The organism is Streptomyces sp. NBC_01426 (genome assembly GCF_036231985.1).
GTDB lineage: Bacteria > Actinomycetota > Actinomycetes > Streptomycetales > Streptomycetaceae > Streptomyces.
On sequence record NZ_CP109503.1, the window covers coordinates 26172 to 38990 of the forward strand.

Consider the following 12819-nt stretch of genomic DNA (forward strand, 5'->3'; position numbering starts at 1 on the left):
GGAGGGTCGGGAGTTGGAGAGCGTGTGGATCTGACGCGATCGGCTCGGCCTTCGCCGCAGGACTGGCAGGGGGTCATCGACATGCTGCGCGCCATCGAGAGGGTGCTGGCGCGGTCAGTCGATTCCGGGGCCATCGAGCCCCACGACCAGCAGGCCATCGGCATGCCCTCCGCGCTTGAGGGCTCCATGCCGGGTGGCGTACGGGTTGAGGGAGCCATGCTCGCTGTCGGGGCAGCGCGGTGGCTGATCGAGCAGGCTGTCCTGGGCCGGGACATCCCCGGCTCGACGCTGGCGCGGTCGCAACGCCACCTGGCTCTGGCTGGCGGCTACGTCGCCACCGCGTCGGAGATCGAGCTGTCGGCTCGACTCGCAGCGATGGTCCGCGAGAACGCGCTGCGTGGTGCCCCTCACACAGGACAGCCAGCGGCCCGGGAAGCTCCCCAGCATCCCTGTATCGAGTGCGTGAACTGCGGAAGGTGTACCTGTCAGGCCCCGACATCGAGCAGCGAGTGCGAACTGTGTCAGCGGATCAGCCGGGTGCGACGACATGCCGATGAAGACATCGCCCGCTACAAGGACCAGGTTGCCAACGGTCATGTCTATGCGGTGACGGCCAGCCGGCTGCACCGGTGGGACTGCAGAAGCCTGCCCAGCGTGGACAGTTGCCTGTCGATGCTGGAATGCAACATCAGACATGCCCGTAAGCAGAAGGACGACAACGCGGCGCGCCATATCGCCTGGCAGCGGCTTCCCGTTCTGTTCACCGCGAAGGAGCTCCGGATGAAGAAGACGCGCAAGCGTGGCTGCGGCATCTGCAGTCCCGACCTGCTGTAGCTCCATCGGTGGGCGCGACGGTGGCGGTGCGGTCGCCGCAGGGAGCCGCTCCAGCCGCTCCGGCGAGATGTACGTCGGGATCGGGTTAGCCATCGGGCCTCCGTGCTTGGGCGGTCACTCACTCGCGCCCTCGCTGACCTCCTCCGCGTCCCGACAACTGGCACGGCGACTTCGCGGTCCGTCCCGCGAGGCAACGCTCTGATCCGGCCGTCCAAGAGGCCCCCCCTGAAGGGCAGGCCATGGGGCTACCCTCTCAGCGGGGACCCGCTCCCCTGCCCTGGTCCGGCTGCGCCTTGGGATGCTGCTGGGCGCCCGTGTCTGCGGCCAGGGTCTGCTTCGCCTGAGTCGCCGGCTTCGTATGGTCGGCCTGCTCTTCGACAGTGCGGCCACGGGCTTCGGCCGCGCGGGTGAGCGCGGCGATCCGGGCAAGGTTCTGCGGTCATCAGGCACCGGGCCTCGCCGCCGGTCAGTTCACCACCGGCGCGCGAAGGCCACTACGCCTGCCAGGCCGCCGACACCGCGATTGCCTCGGCCGCCTTCGTGGACGACCTGCGCGCCGGGTTGTTCCGCTGACAAGCTGGCCCGAGCCGGGGGTGACCTTCATGGGCTCCCACTGACAGATAGGCAGGGGGAACCATGGGCAATGACAGCGCGTACTGGGAGTGGCGTGATGAGCAGCTTCTGGCTGAGAGTCGCGCGAAGGGTGGTGAGCCTTGTCGGGTCTGTGACCAGCCTGTACCAGCTAACGCGCATTGGAAGCATCGTGATCGACACGTGTGTTCGCCGCGCTGCAATCTGAACCTGAATCGTCGGTTCAATCGGAAGGTTGAGCGTGGTGAGTTCACCCCGCCGCCTGTGTTCGCACCCGATCCCCAGCCTCCACGGTCGCCTCGCGTGTTCCGCACGCTGGCGGCGGAGGCTTCCTTCCCCTACGAGCTCTTCGGATACTCCCCGAAGCCTGGAGATCTTGTGGAACGCCATGGGTCAATGACTGCGGTGCACCGGGCGGTAGACCTTCCTTCTCACGTTCTGCCCAGCGAACTGCGAACGGATCGCTGGGATCTGAGTCGCGTGGCTGCGGCCGTTCATACACAGACCGGCTCGGTATTTTACTACCTCACTGATGCCTCCTGGACGCCGACCAGTCTGATCCTGGGTCCGTACCTGGGGCTCCGTCGTCTCGAAACGTTCGCACCCTTCGAGGCCGAGGGCGGCACGTGGTGCTGGTACAGCGAGATCATCCGCGACGTGGACGTCAACGGTCAGGAGTACACCTGGTCAGCTTTCGTATGCGGCGAACGCTCGGTACCCAGGATGTGGACGCCGTCCTATGCTTCCAGATCGGAACGCCTGAAGCGCGAGTCCCGCTCGGCAAACAGCTATGCGGCGCGCATGCGCAAGTTGGGTATCGACGGCACGATCGAACGGTTGGATCCTCTCGCCGTCTACGAACGAGACGAGTGGCAGTGTCAGATCTGCCGCACGCCCGTCGATGCTCAGCGGGAGTGGCCCGACATGTGGAGCGCCACCCTGGACCATCGAATACCGCTAACGGCTGGTGGCGAACACTCGCCCAGCAACGTGCAGTTAAGTCATTGGATCTGCAACCTCTACAAGGGAGACCGGTTCATCGTCGAACCCTGATGACTCAGCGCGGAGGCCGCCCTCCTGGAGGTCATCCCGGCCGCCGTCGCCGCGCTCCGTGCACGCGTTGAGCACGCCCCGGCCGCTGCCGTACCTGCCCGCCGTGTCGATGCCGCAGCGGACCCGGCGGTGCTGAGCACCGGACTGCGGCGGGCGCTCACAGCGCAGAGCCTCACCGGGCACCGGGTCCACCAGATCGGCCCCGCTCTGCTGACCATCACGATGGACACGGCTCACGCCCAGGCCCTCGCCGTGCTCCTCTGCCACCGGCCGCGCACTCCCCCGCCAGCCGCCCGCCATCGAGGACGAACTCCACAGGGCGCGGGGCCGACTGAGACGGCGGTGGCCGCGCTTGCGGTGGCCCTGGCCGCCTACGAGTCGGAGACGTACGCCCGGGTCCTCGCCTCCGGACAGGTCACCGCCGGTCTCTACCCGGCGGCGGCCGTGCCGGTGACCGACGCGCTGCACACCCGCCCGGTGCCGTCTGCCCCGAGCTCGCGCCCCCGGCGCCGGGGGCTCGGGTATGGCTGGAAGGGCGTCCACTCCGATCGCTGAGCGCCAGGAGGGCTCAGTAGTCCGGGGCCAGTTTCCGGTTGGTGCCGGACCGGCCGATGTCCAGGTCGAGGAGCGCGGACAGGGCTGTGCCGCTGTTCCAGAAGCCGAGCAGGTCGACGTCTTTACCGACCGTCGAACTTGCCGTGTGGCTCTGAGCTGGGGTGATGCGTCGCGTAGGCGTCAGTGATGTGGTGGGGGTTGGGCGGTCCCGCCGGACGGAGTCCGGCGGGACCGCCGGCACGAGGGTCAGCCCTCAGACAGTGTCCCGCTCACGGTGTTGTAGCTCATTACCTCGTCCTTGCCGAAGTCCGGGTTGACGGGCTGCACGTGGAATTGCTGGGTGGGGATGTTGGCTGTGATGTGGATGCTGCTTCTTGCGTCGTCTGCGCGGGGTTGGATGGCGGGTGTGGTGCCGGCGACGGACGTGGTGTTGGTGGTCACCAGGGCGTAGGCCCGAGCGAGTTCTTCCAGGGCCTTGGATGCCTGGCCCGGGAACTTGTCCGTGGCGTTCTGGGCTTCCTGGCTGATGGCCCGCAGCAGCGCGTCGCGGGCGTCTACGACGGCGGGCAGCTCCGTCACGCTCATTACGATCGGGATCTGCTGGATACCCTCGCCGGCGGTCGTTTCGGCGGATTCTTCGGGGCTGGCTGAGGTCATGCGATGGTTCCGTCCTCGTTGGCGGTGGTGCATGGTGTCGCGTGCCAAGCGAAGCGGATCGACTACGGAGAGCGAAAGAGCCAAATCGGGTCACTGAATCCGGCCAACAGCCGTTTCCTGCTGTTCCAGGAGCTGGGCTTCGAGGCCGGCGATGCGCTTGTCAGCGAAACGGAGGTTGGATCGGGCGCCTTCGAGCCGTTCCTGCAGCGACCGGTGTTCCCTGGTCAGCAGTGGCGCTGACCAGGGATGACACGTCGCGTATGTGTCCGTGACGTGTCATCGCACTGTTGCCCAACTATCGGCCCCTTCGGCCCTGGGTCTCCTTCAGGGCCGGGCGCTGGCCGGAGCGGCCTGCTGGAGTTCGAGGAGTTGAACTTCGAGGTCGGCGATGCGCTTGTCGGAGAAGCGGAGGTTGGTCCGGGCTCCTTCGAGGCGTTCTTGGAGCTTGCGGTGCTCTTGCGTCACCTGCTGGACGCGGCGCTTGAGGGTGGTGTTCTCGGTGGTGAGGTGCTGGACGGACTCGCCCGGGACCATTCCATCTGCGTCGCGGAGCTGGCCCATGAGCTCGCCGATCCGCTGCCGCTGAACCAAGACCTCGTTCTGGGTCCGAGTGAGTTCGGCCTCGGCGTTCAGGGCCCGCTCACGCCAGGACGCCTCGATCTGCTCGTGCTTGTCGCCGGTGCGCCGGTCGTGGCGGCTCTTGCTGTCGACGACGGCCTGCTGGACGAGAGCACGGGCATCGGGGTTTTCGTAGAGGAACGTGGGAGACACGTCCGCCCGCTCGGCGATCGCCCGCACTGCAAGCCGGCCGCGTTCGCGGCGGAGCTGAGCGATGGCCTTCTCGACGCGGGTGAGTTTGTCCTGGGTCTGTTGACGCCGGGCGGCGATAGCCGCCGCGGTCTGGCCGGATCCGGAGGTCACGGAGTCACCTCATCTTCGTTGTCGTACTCGTCGTCGAAGTCGGTGTCGCCGTGGTCCTCGTGCTGGGCGAGTTGGTTGGCGCGGAAGGCGGTGGCCCAGACGCGGCCGAAGTAGTCCTGGGGCAGTCGCAGGTCCAGGGCGAGGGCGTCATCGAGGAGGCCGACGGCGGCGAGGGCCTTCTCGAGGCCGTCGATCGCGCGGGCGGTGGGCTCGAAGACCTGGTGGAGGTAGTCGGCGACCTTGGGGTCGGGGGCGCGTTCGGCGAGCATGCGCCACTGCTCGCGCTTGCGGTGCCAGTAAAGGAGGTCGGCGCCGGACATCACGAACTTCTCGCAGTTGTGGCAGTCCATCTGCCAGGGACAGGCGGCGCCGTCGACTACAGCCTGGAGGGTGCAGAAGCCGCCTTCGGCCGGGGTGGATTTGCGGGTCAGGTCGATCATGATCGCCTCGGCCTGCTCGCGGGTCATAGGGTCGCGACCGGACAGGATGACGCCGGGTTCCGGGGCGCCGGGTCCGGTGACCTAGATCGCGTTGAGCGCGTCCTCGAGCCGCTGGTCGGTGTTGGCGAGGTGGACGTAGTGCTCGGCCATGGCCTCGGAGACTTGCCCGAGGTAGCGCTTGACGTGGGTGAGGTTCGCGCCGTTCTTGATCAGGTTCGTGGCCAGGGAATGGCGAGCCTGGTGGGCGACGCAGTGGCCGATGTCGAGCTCGTTGATCCACTCGCGGAACTGTGCGTTGAACCAGCCGTAGCTCATGCCCTTGACGTGCTTCCGGTTCATGGCCCGGCGGGGAAACAGCGCGATCTTCAGGCGTTCTTCCGCGGTGGGTGGCCGGCCTTCTCGCTCGATGAACCGTTCGATGGTCTTGGCTTGGCGTCGTTCGACCCGCTCGTAGAGGCGCTCGGAGATCCGGATGGCCTGGTCGTAGTTGCCGACATTGGTCGCGTCGTACCAGAACATCGGAAGACCTCCGAGGCGGCCGATGCACTCAAGCCGCAGCTCCAGCACCTCGCGGCAGCGGCGGCCGGTGGTAACCAGGCCCTCCCAGATGTCCCTCAGGCCCCGATCATCGGGGTCCTTGCCCTCCAACGCCTGCAGGTGCGTCTCAGCGGCCAGGGCCTGGGCGACGTCATCGGTGAACGGCCGGCGGCGGTTCTTGGGTCTGGCGGCTCCGGGAATGGCGAGGAGGAATGCGCGGTCCAGCCCGATCCTTTCGGAGTCCCCTGTCTCCAGGGCCGTGCGCAGGGTCCGGCGGACGCCGTTGAAGAACCCGATGACCATGCCCTTGGTGACCGGGTCGTTCTCCTTGCCGCCGCGGCGTCGGGATGCGGCGAGGGGCCGCTGTCCGTGCTGGGCCCGGTGCCGCTGATCGGCGACGAAGTCGATCATGTGACGGCCTTCGAGGACCCGGGGATCGTGGCCGCCGCCCGGTGCCTGGACTTCCAGAAACGCGCTGAGTTCCGCGCAGCCGCGTCGCGTCAGGTCGAAGGGCTGGGTGCTGCGGGGTGGGTTGACCAGCAGGCGGTTCGCCATCTGATCCCAGAGCAGATCTCTCAGCCAGCGCTGCGAGATGCAGGTCAGGTCGATCTGCCCGCCGTGGTTGCTGATCCTGACGCGGAAATGCTCGGTCTCGAGGTAGCCGGCGTCCTTGGTGTCCTCGCGGGTGAAGTAGACCATCCGCAGCAGGCGGAGCATCGCTTTGCCGACCAGCCGTGGCGCCTGCCTCATGCCGTCGAAGTCCAGGTCCGCGAGTGAGTTGACCTGCTGTTTGCGGCAGTCGTCCGCCAGTTTCTGGATCCAGGGCAGGGGCCAGTGTCCAGTCTCGACCTTCACCTGGGTGTGCTGGAGCATGCACCACTGGATTTCTGCCTTCACCAGCGGACGTAGCCTCAGCAACGACACCTTGCCGTCCGTCCGGTTGACCGGGTGCGTCTCAAGGCACCATTTCCGGAACTCCAGCTCGTCGTCGTAGAGCACCACGACGGGCTTGCCCCGGTTCGCCAGCCACCGACCCCACTGGATCGGCAGCCGGGCCCCGCCAGGGGAGTCCTCCTTGCGGTACTGACGGACGTGCCGCATACACATCCCGATCGGGTTCTCCGCAGGATCCGGGCAGGCCTGCACCTTGCAGTGGCCGAAGGGCGGGAACGGCATCTCCGCCGCGAGCCACTCGTCGTAGTCCGGCTGTCCTTCGCCGTGCTTCTTCAGCCAGGCCGTCTTCCGCGCCCCCCAACGGTCCGTATGCAGAAAGCACAGCGGTGACGAGCCCGAGGCCGGGATCCCGGGACAGATCGTGCAGTCCTCGGGGTGATACCAGGACACCGGCTTCATGGGCTCGGCCGTGCGCATGAAGTCGGCGAGATTGCCGCCGGCCTCCCGGGCCGTGCGCCACCCAGCATCATGGACGTGGCAGAGCGACCGGCAGGGTTCTTGTGCGCGCGCGCACTGTGGGACCGTGCAGAGCCACCCGTAGGAGTCATGGTCTCCAGGGATGCGGATGATGTCCTGCCGGAACAGCCCGGCGTCGGACCCGGGCGCCTCCATCAGCGTGTGCAGCAGCTCCAGCCGGTCGCCGGTGGTCCGGCTCGGCTGGTCCGGGGCAACGAGGGGCAGCAGGTGGCGGACGGGCTCGTTCACTCCGGCTCACCCCATACCGACTTCAGTGCGGAGATGAACTCCGGGGAGTGCATGTCGGGGTGCCCGTAGACCTCGTCGACGGTCTGCACCGACGCCCAGTTGCCGGCCTCCTTGGCGACCCAGCTGTCGTTGTTCGTGACGTCGAGGATCTTCGAGGTTGTGGTGTGCCGGAACGCGTGCGGCTTGATACGGCCGGGAAGCTCGGCCCGCCTTCCGGCCCGCCGCAGCATCCCGCGAGCCGCGTCCGCGGTCCACGGCTCACCGATCTGCTGGCCGGCGAGCTGGATCAGGAGCATGCCGTGCCCTGTGGTGTACTTCGCGTATTCCGTCGTCATGTACTTGAAGCAGGAACTGACCATGGCCGGACTCACCCGGTAGATCTCGCCGCCCGTGATCACGCCGTCGACCAGGCGCCAGTCCTCCTTCTTCTTCGCCCTGGCCCGGTTTGGGTTGTTCTGCCGGTGGCAGACGTGGACGTGCGGTCTCTTGCACTCGCCGCAGTCGGCGTTCTCGCGCAGGTGCAGGTCGACCAGGTGCAGGCCGGTCAGGCCGCCGATCCGCAGGGTCGTGTCGGACAGCCAGGTCACGACCATTTCGTCCCGGGCGGTGTTCACCGACTCCATCAGTTCCGACCGGGCGCCGTCCGGCAGCATCTTCGGATGACGGCGCCGTGTGCCCTGCCGTGGGGCCAGGGGGTTCGTCGGCGCCGAGGTGATCGCATGCCCCAGGAAAGCCCTTTTGCGGTCCGACTGGGTGGGCAGCCGGCCGACGTCCAGCGCTTCGCGGAGCTCGTTGTTGATGCCCCGCATCACGCACTGGTGCAGGTAGAAGCCCTTCAGGACTGCCGCCGAGACTGACAGGGCCGACGTGCCGTACGGACGCTTCGGCGGCAACCGCCATGGTTGCCCGTACGGCATCGGCACTTGCGCACCCACCGCCCCCTGGTAGCGGTGGAGATCCGTCAGTTTGGTCGTCTCCGTAGTCAGCCCTTCGCGGAGGCGCCACCGAAGGTGGTCGACGAGGTAGTAGGCATAGGGCTCCTGGGAACCCGATCCCTCGTAGAGACGCAGGTAGCTCTCGGCTTCTTCGTCGACCGAGCAGTCCGGCCAGAGGATCGAGAACGCCCAGCTGCCGTCAGCCCGTCTGATCTTCTGGACCCGCAGGTCATCCAGCACCAACGTACTCCGCACCAGGACTTCCTTCCGCTTCATCGCTTACAGGACGAACGGCAGCAAACCGTTAGCTAAAGACCTACGTGACGCGGCCGAACTGCGTCTCAACGAGCGACACGGACTCGCCGTTGGCAGTCGCTAAACACGTCAAAGAGAACCAGGCCGTGGCGGGCGGCGAAGGCGCGGGCTTGCTTGGTGAATTTGCATGAGGCGACGAACAGCGGGACGTCCGCTCCGTGTTCGTCGCGGACGGTGCCGTTAAATTTCTGAAGGTCCGGGCTGCCAACGGTGCGGTGTTTGGCGTAGCGCTTGCACTGCACCACGATCTTCCTTCCGTCGGGCAGCCTGCCGATCACATCGGCACCGAGGCGTTGGCGGCGCCCACCCGCCGAACCTCCCTGCAGCCGTCCCGGCGGCACAAGTCCGCGATGTGGTCCTCGAACTCCGTTGGTCCCAGGGACCAGACCGCCTCCATCGATCGCACCGCGTGGATGCGCGCCTGTTCCGCGAGTCGGAGCCTCTCGGCCTCGGCCTCGCGACGCCCGGCGGCCACCAGCTTCCACGTCACACCTCCTGCGGCCAGGAGCGCTAGAACTACCAGCAGCACCGTTCCCATGCCCTGTCCCGTGCGCTCTACAGCTCCCCAGACGCACGAGGATCCATCCGGCTATGGCGCGCGGTATAGAGCTGGCCGAGTCTGCCCAGTCCCCATCGCTGCCCGCCGGGAAACCCCATCGGTCCGGTGGAGCCCAGGTCACTGGGCTCCACCTGGACTCCCGTGCGGGCCGCCGTCGCATATCGGCCGGTAGCCATTCCCCATCACAGATCCTTTCGCTGTCTCTGTGGCATGGCCGAGCGCGGACCGCAGTAGTTCAGTGAGTCGCGGCTTCGTCGACTTTCGGGCAAGCCCGTCGTGCCATCCGTTCCGTGGTGCGCCGGCCGGTGGTGCGGGTCTGGGGACGGGCGGGGAGGTCGCTGGGACTGTCGGGTCGGTCGGCGGCCGCGGCCAGAAGGCTGCGGATCCTGTCGGCGAAGTCGGGTCCGGGCAGAGGCAGCTCACTATCTGGTTCTCGCAGGTAGCCGACGGCCACGGCCGTGGGCATGTACCTCATCAGCTCGGTCACTACGGCGGAACGTGGCCTGCTGACATAGAGGGCCAGGCGGCGCATGACGCGCAGGAGTGTCGTGCTGGAGGCGCCGTCGTCGTGGTGGAGAACGAACGCGGCGCCGTCGCAGCGGATTGTTGTACGTACCGTGGGTGCTTCGAGATTCGATGTGTCGCCGTGTTTCTCGTCGCTCTGGGTGCGCCACCAGCGGGCGGTGTGGGTCTCGCCGAGGGCGAGGTGGTGCAGATAGAGGCAGTAGGCGGCGGCGGGGTGGCCGGCTCCGGCGGCGTACTGCCACCAGAATCGGGCGCCGTCGTCGGTGTCGGTCAGCTGGAGCACGCACGCCAGTATCAGGGCGCTTCGGGGTTCGGGGACCTGGTCGGTGACGAAGGCCGCGACTGTGGTGGCCGGGGTGTGGCGCACCAGTGCCTCGCACAGCACTCGCAGCTCATCTGCTGCGGCGCTGTTCGGAGTGTCGATCGCCACCGGACGGTTGCGGGGGGTGCTCTCGAGGGTCGGGATGATGTCGCCGGGCACGGCTCGGTTGGGGACGAGCAGGGCTCTGGACAACAGATCTTCGAGGGTGGTCATGAGATGAGTCCTCCGGTTCGGGGCGGCAGCTCGATGGTGTCGTCCAAGAAGCGGTTGGCGTGGCGCTCGTCGGACCGGACGGAGGCCAGGGGGATACCGAGGAGGTCAGAAACCTGCTTCGGCTGGAAGCCACACAGGCGCCGCAGCACCATGACGTCGAGCTGTGCGGTGGGCAGCTTGCTGATCGCGGTGAACAGCTCCATGCTCTCGGCCAGCCTGGTGGGCTGGTCCTGCGGAGCGGCGTCACGCAGGACCACGGTGTCGAATGCCGCTTCGGCCAACACGGGTCGTTCGTCCCGGTAGTTGGCCTTCGCCTTCACCGTGGCGCGCAGGATGTTCCAGGCGTAGCGGCGAATGTCTGGGCTGGAGAGGGCCTCGTCGAAGCAGAGCCACAGGATCGCGAAGGTGTCGTCCACCGCTGCTTGGTGGGTGTCCTCCGCGAGGAACACTCCCGCGTAGGCGAGGTAGCCGTCCGCGACTGTCTGGCACAGCGCCCAGTGTTCGATCGGGCGGTCGGAGCGGGCGGTGGCCACGGCGGTGGTGCCCTCCGTGGACCGGCCGACCCAGTCCCGACTCTTTCCGGCATCCATGGCTGCCTGCTTCCACAGCCGGTATAGCGGCCAGCCGGGGATGTCCAGCTCACCGGCCAGACGATGGATGACCTCCCAACGCGGATAGTGTCCGACGCCGCGTAACAGCTCGGACAGTTTCGATTTGGCCAGGACCCTCGAGCTGAGGTCGCTGAGCGTGCGGCCACTGGCCAGGTAGCGCTCGCGGGTCGGCTCCAGCCACGCACGGTGCGAACTGCTGACCGTATCGGCGATGGGGCCGAGCTTGCGGCCGGGGCGGATCGGGGCCGGCTCGGAGGCCGGCCCCGGCGTGTTGAACGACGTCGTCACGGAGCGCCGTCCTCCTTGTCGGGCCCCGCCTCCACGCGGTGCACGGAACCCACCTCGGTCCGCATGCGGCTGCCACGAACCACTTGACTGACCGTCAATCCCAGAACCGGTGCGAGCCCGGCTATCAGGCTTGCGTGACCCATCGCGGCCATGGCCGCGCTCCAGCCGAAGACCACCACCAGCACCAGCACCGTTGCTGCTGCTCTTTGCTTCTTGTTCATCACCGTTCCTTGGTGTCGAGTCCACGATCATCCGAAGGACCCCACGCAGGGTCCCGTCCAACGAGCGGGTGCCGAGCCGCTGTTGGAGGAGCATCAGCATGGACCGGCATGCGCGGATCACGCGACGTGATCAAGGAATCACGGAACATTAGAGGTCCGGAGACGGTCGGCGGACGGCCGGAGATGACCGTTCCGTTACACGTAGAGCACACAGCGAGCAGCGAAAGCATGAAGTTCCCGGATTTCCTTGCAATCCCGCCCCCACACCCCGTCATATTGAGGCAGGACACCTCGGTGTCGGTCCCTTCCATCCGGAAGAGACGTGCTCCCCGTGCCGAAGATGGGGATCACGTCACGCGCCCTCGCCCGGCCTGAGATAGAGGCCGGGCGAGGACAGCGCAATCCCCGCGGGGGGGGATGACCGTAACGCAAGCCACTGACAACGCCGCCCGGCACCACCCGGGGCCGTCCTAGGGCAGCATGGCCGCCTTGGATCCTGCATCCCTGGCCCCCTCACCGGTGCCGCCTTGCCGGGGGTCCCCGCCACCCGTGCACCGGCTTCCAGCAGAGCCGCGCCGCAGCTGAGAAACCAATGGCGCGCCAACAAACTGCGCGGTCCGGCGTTTGGCTTACTCCTGGCCACCCATCAGCGTCTCAGCTGGTCACACCGGCGAAGGCTCGGCACCGCCCGCGACAGCCACTACAAGCGCCGCAGACACGCGCCACAACCGTGAGTGCAGTACTGGGCGTGATCGGGCGGGCAATCGTAAGGAACGGATGGAGAACTTAGCGCAGGTTCAGCGGAGTCCAGCTGAGAACGCTGCGATGCCCAGTCCGGTATTCGTGCGGGTCGATTGCCATCAGAGCTTCGACGGTGATGGGGCTGGTGCGCTTCAGCAGCAGGGTCGGCTTGCAGACATCGGTCATCACCATGGCGGGGTGGTCGATGTGCAGCCACTGGGACATCCGCCGGGAGAGGTCTGGTTCGGGAGTGACGACTGTGGTGAGCAGCATGGGGATGTCGATCCTGATATCCCGGACTGACCACATGAGCTGATCTGCCCACGAGTCGGGCTCGTTCTCGGGGTCGTCGTACGGATCGTCGACCGGCTCGTCCCACTCGGAAGAGGGCGGAGGTACGGGATGGAGACGTTCGTAGCGCTCGATGACAATGAACGCCGGCCTTTCCCCGTTGATCAGTCTCTTGGCCCGTGCGTTCACGTCGTCGGCAGTGGGAGTGGCAGTCTCGTCGACCGATAGCCAGCCGGGAATGGTCTCCGGCGGGTAGCCGGTGTACAGAACGGTGGGGACGCCGGCCTTGGCGGCGTGGACCGCGACATCCCTGCCGATCTTCGCTTCCCGGCTTCCCCGCTGGGCAATGATGCCGACCTTGTGGCGAAAGTTCAGCTCGGCAAGCTCGGTGAGCTCCGGCCATGGAGTCGGAATCGGTTTGCGGGTCTCCATGGTCCGTCGTAACGGTTCCGGGAGCCTGCCGTGCCTCCCTGAGACCTGGTCACTTTCATTCGGCAACGTGCCACTCCCCTCTGTTCGGGTCCTCAGTGTCGCGCTGTCTGGCGACGCCC

14 protein-coding genes and 1 pseudogene are annotated in these 12819 nt (G+C 67.0%); 4 read left to right on the forward strand and 11 right to left on the reverse strand.

From position 1 onward, the window contains the following. Positions 1–24 precede the first annotated feature (24 nt). The 3 genes from OG906_RS42580 to OG906_RS42590 all read left to right on the forward strand — a co-directional run bounded on the left by OG906_RS42580 (position 25) and on the right by OG906_RS42590 (position 3033). The gene (locus tag OG906_RS42580) at positions 25–834 is read left to right on the forward strand and encodes a hypothetical protein (RefSeq protein WP_329449275.1); all 810 of its coding nucleotides are present in this window, start codon (positions 25–27) and stop codon (positions 832–834) included. A gap of 894 nt (positions 835–1728) precedes the next feature. Continuing rightward, the gene (locus OG906_RS42585) at positions 1729–2478 is read left to right on the forward strand and encodes an HNH endonuclease (RefSeq protein WP_329449276.1); all 750 of its coding nucleotides are present in this window, start codon (positions 1729–1731) and stop codon (positions 2476–2478) included. Between the two features lie 129 nt (positions 2479–2607). Beyond that, positions 2608–3033, forward strand: coding sequence for a hypothetical protein (locus OG906_RS42590; RefSeq protein WP_329449277.1), 426 nt, complete (start codon positions 2608–2610; stop codon positions 3031–3033). A gap of 255 nt (positions 3034–3288) precedes the next feature. Here OG906_RS42590 and OG906_RS42595 read toward each other — a convergent pair. After that, positions 3289–3474, reverse strand: a pseudogene (locus OG906_RS42595) (hypothetical protein); the annotation flags it as partial. A gap of 219 nt (positions 3475–3693) precedes the next feature. On the opposite strand from OG906_RS42595, the gene OG906_RS42600 reads away from it, so the two are divergent. After that, entirely contained in the window at positions 3694–3930 is a 237-nt protein-coding gene (locus OG906_RS42600; protein ID WP_329449278.1) for a hypothetical protein, read from the forward strand. 84 nt (positions 3931–4014) lie between these two features. On the opposite strand, the gene OG906_RS42605 is transcribed toward OG906_RS42600, so the two are convergent. From OG906_RS42605 to OG906_RS42650, 10 genes are all read right to left on the reverse strand, one after another. Then, a complete protein-coding gene (locus OG906_RS42605) occupies positions 4015–4611 on the reverse strand; it encodes a DUF6262 family protein (protein ID WP_329449279.1) in 597 nt (198 codons plus the stop codon). Next, positions 4608–5078: a hypothetical protein gene (locus OG906_RS42610; protein ID WP_329449280.1), complete on the reverse strand. Its 471-nt coding sequence runs from the start codon at positions 5076–5078 to the stop codon at positions 4608–4610. Before OG906_RS42610 ends, OG906_RS42605 begins: the two co-directional genes overlap by 4 nt. Positions 5079–5132: 54 nt before the next feature. Continuing rightward, positions 5133–7247 (reverse strand): tyrosine-type recombinase/integrase, encoded by a 2115-nt coding sequence (locus OG906_RS42615; RefSeq protein ID WP_329449281.1) that lies wholly within the window; start codon positions 7245–7247, stop codon positions 5133–5135. After that, positions 7244–8437, reverse strand: a complete 1194-nt coding sequence (locus OG906_RS42620) for a tyrosine-type recombinase/integrase (protein WP_329449282.1) — start codon at positions 8435–8437, stop codon at positions 7244–7246. Before OG906_RS42620 ends, OG906_RS42615 begins: the two co-directional genes overlap by 4 nt. A gap of 86 nt (positions 8438–8523) precedes the next feature. Next, on the reverse strand, positions 8524–8775 hold the full coding sequence (locus OG906_RS42625; RefSeq protein ID WP_329449283.1) for a restriction endonuclease: 252 nt from the start codon (positions 8773–8775) through the stop codon (positions 8524–8526). Beyond that, positions 8772–8987, reverse strand: coding sequence for a hypothetical protein (locus tag OG906_RS42630; RefSeq protein WP_329449284.1), 216 nt, complete (start codon positions 8985–8987; stop codon positions 8772–8774). The genes OG906_RS42625 and OG906_RS42630 overlap by 4 nt, the downstream gene beginning before the upstream one ends. A 304-nt stretch (positions 8988–9291) precedes the next feature. Further along, the gene (locus OG906_RS42635; protein ID WP_329449285.1) at positions 9292–10116 is read right to left on the reverse strand and encodes a hypothetical protein; all 825 of its coding nucleotides are present in this window, start codon (positions 10114–10116) and stop codon (positions 9292–9294) included. Further along, positions 10113–11015 carry a sigma-70 family RNA polymerase sigma factor gene (locus tag OG906_RS42640; protein WP_329449286.1) on the reverse strand — a complete coding sequence of 301 codons (903 nt, stop codon included), beginning with the start codon at positions 11013–11015 and terminating at the stop codon, positions 10113–10115. The genes OG906_RS42635 and OG906_RS42640 overlap by 4 nt, the downstream gene beginning before the upstream one ends. Further along, entirely contained in the window at positions 11012–11236 is a 225-nt protein-coding gene (locus OG906_RS42645; RefSeq protein ID WP_329449287.1) for a hypothetical protein, read from the reverse strand. Before OG906_RS42645 ends, OG906_RS42640 begins: the two co-directional genes overlap by 4 nt. Before the next feature lie 786 nt (positions 11237–12022). Further along, entirely contained in the window at positions 12023–12700 is a 678-nt protein-coding gene (locus OG906_RS42650) for a hypothetical protein (protein WP_329449288.1), read from the reverse strand. Between the last annotated feature and the right edge of the window lie 119 nt (positions 12701–12819).

Excerpts from the sequence above, each read along its gene's own strand:
- OG906_RS42610 (WP_329449280.1), bottom strand. The coding sequence starts at position 5,078 with ATGACCCGCGAGCAGGCCGAGGCGATCATGATCGACCTGACCCGCAAA.
- OG906_RS42635 (WP_329449285.1), bottom strand. The coding sequence starts at position 10,116 with ATGACCACCCTCGAAGATCTGTTGTCCAGAGCCCTGCTCGTCCCCAAC.
- OG906_RS42600 (WP_329449278.1), top strand. The coding sequence starts at position 3,694 with ATGGTTCCGTCCTCGTTGGCGGTGGTGCATGGTGTCGCGTGCCAAGCG.
- OG906_RS42650 (WP_329449288.1), bottom strand. The coding sequence starts at position 12,700 with ATGGAGACCCGCAAACCGATTCCGACTCCATGGCCGGAGCTCACCGAG.
- OG906_RS42645 (WP_329449287.1), bottom strand. The coding sequence starts at position 11,236 with ATGAACAAGAAGCAAAGAGCAGCAGCAACGGTGCTGGTGCTGGTGGTG.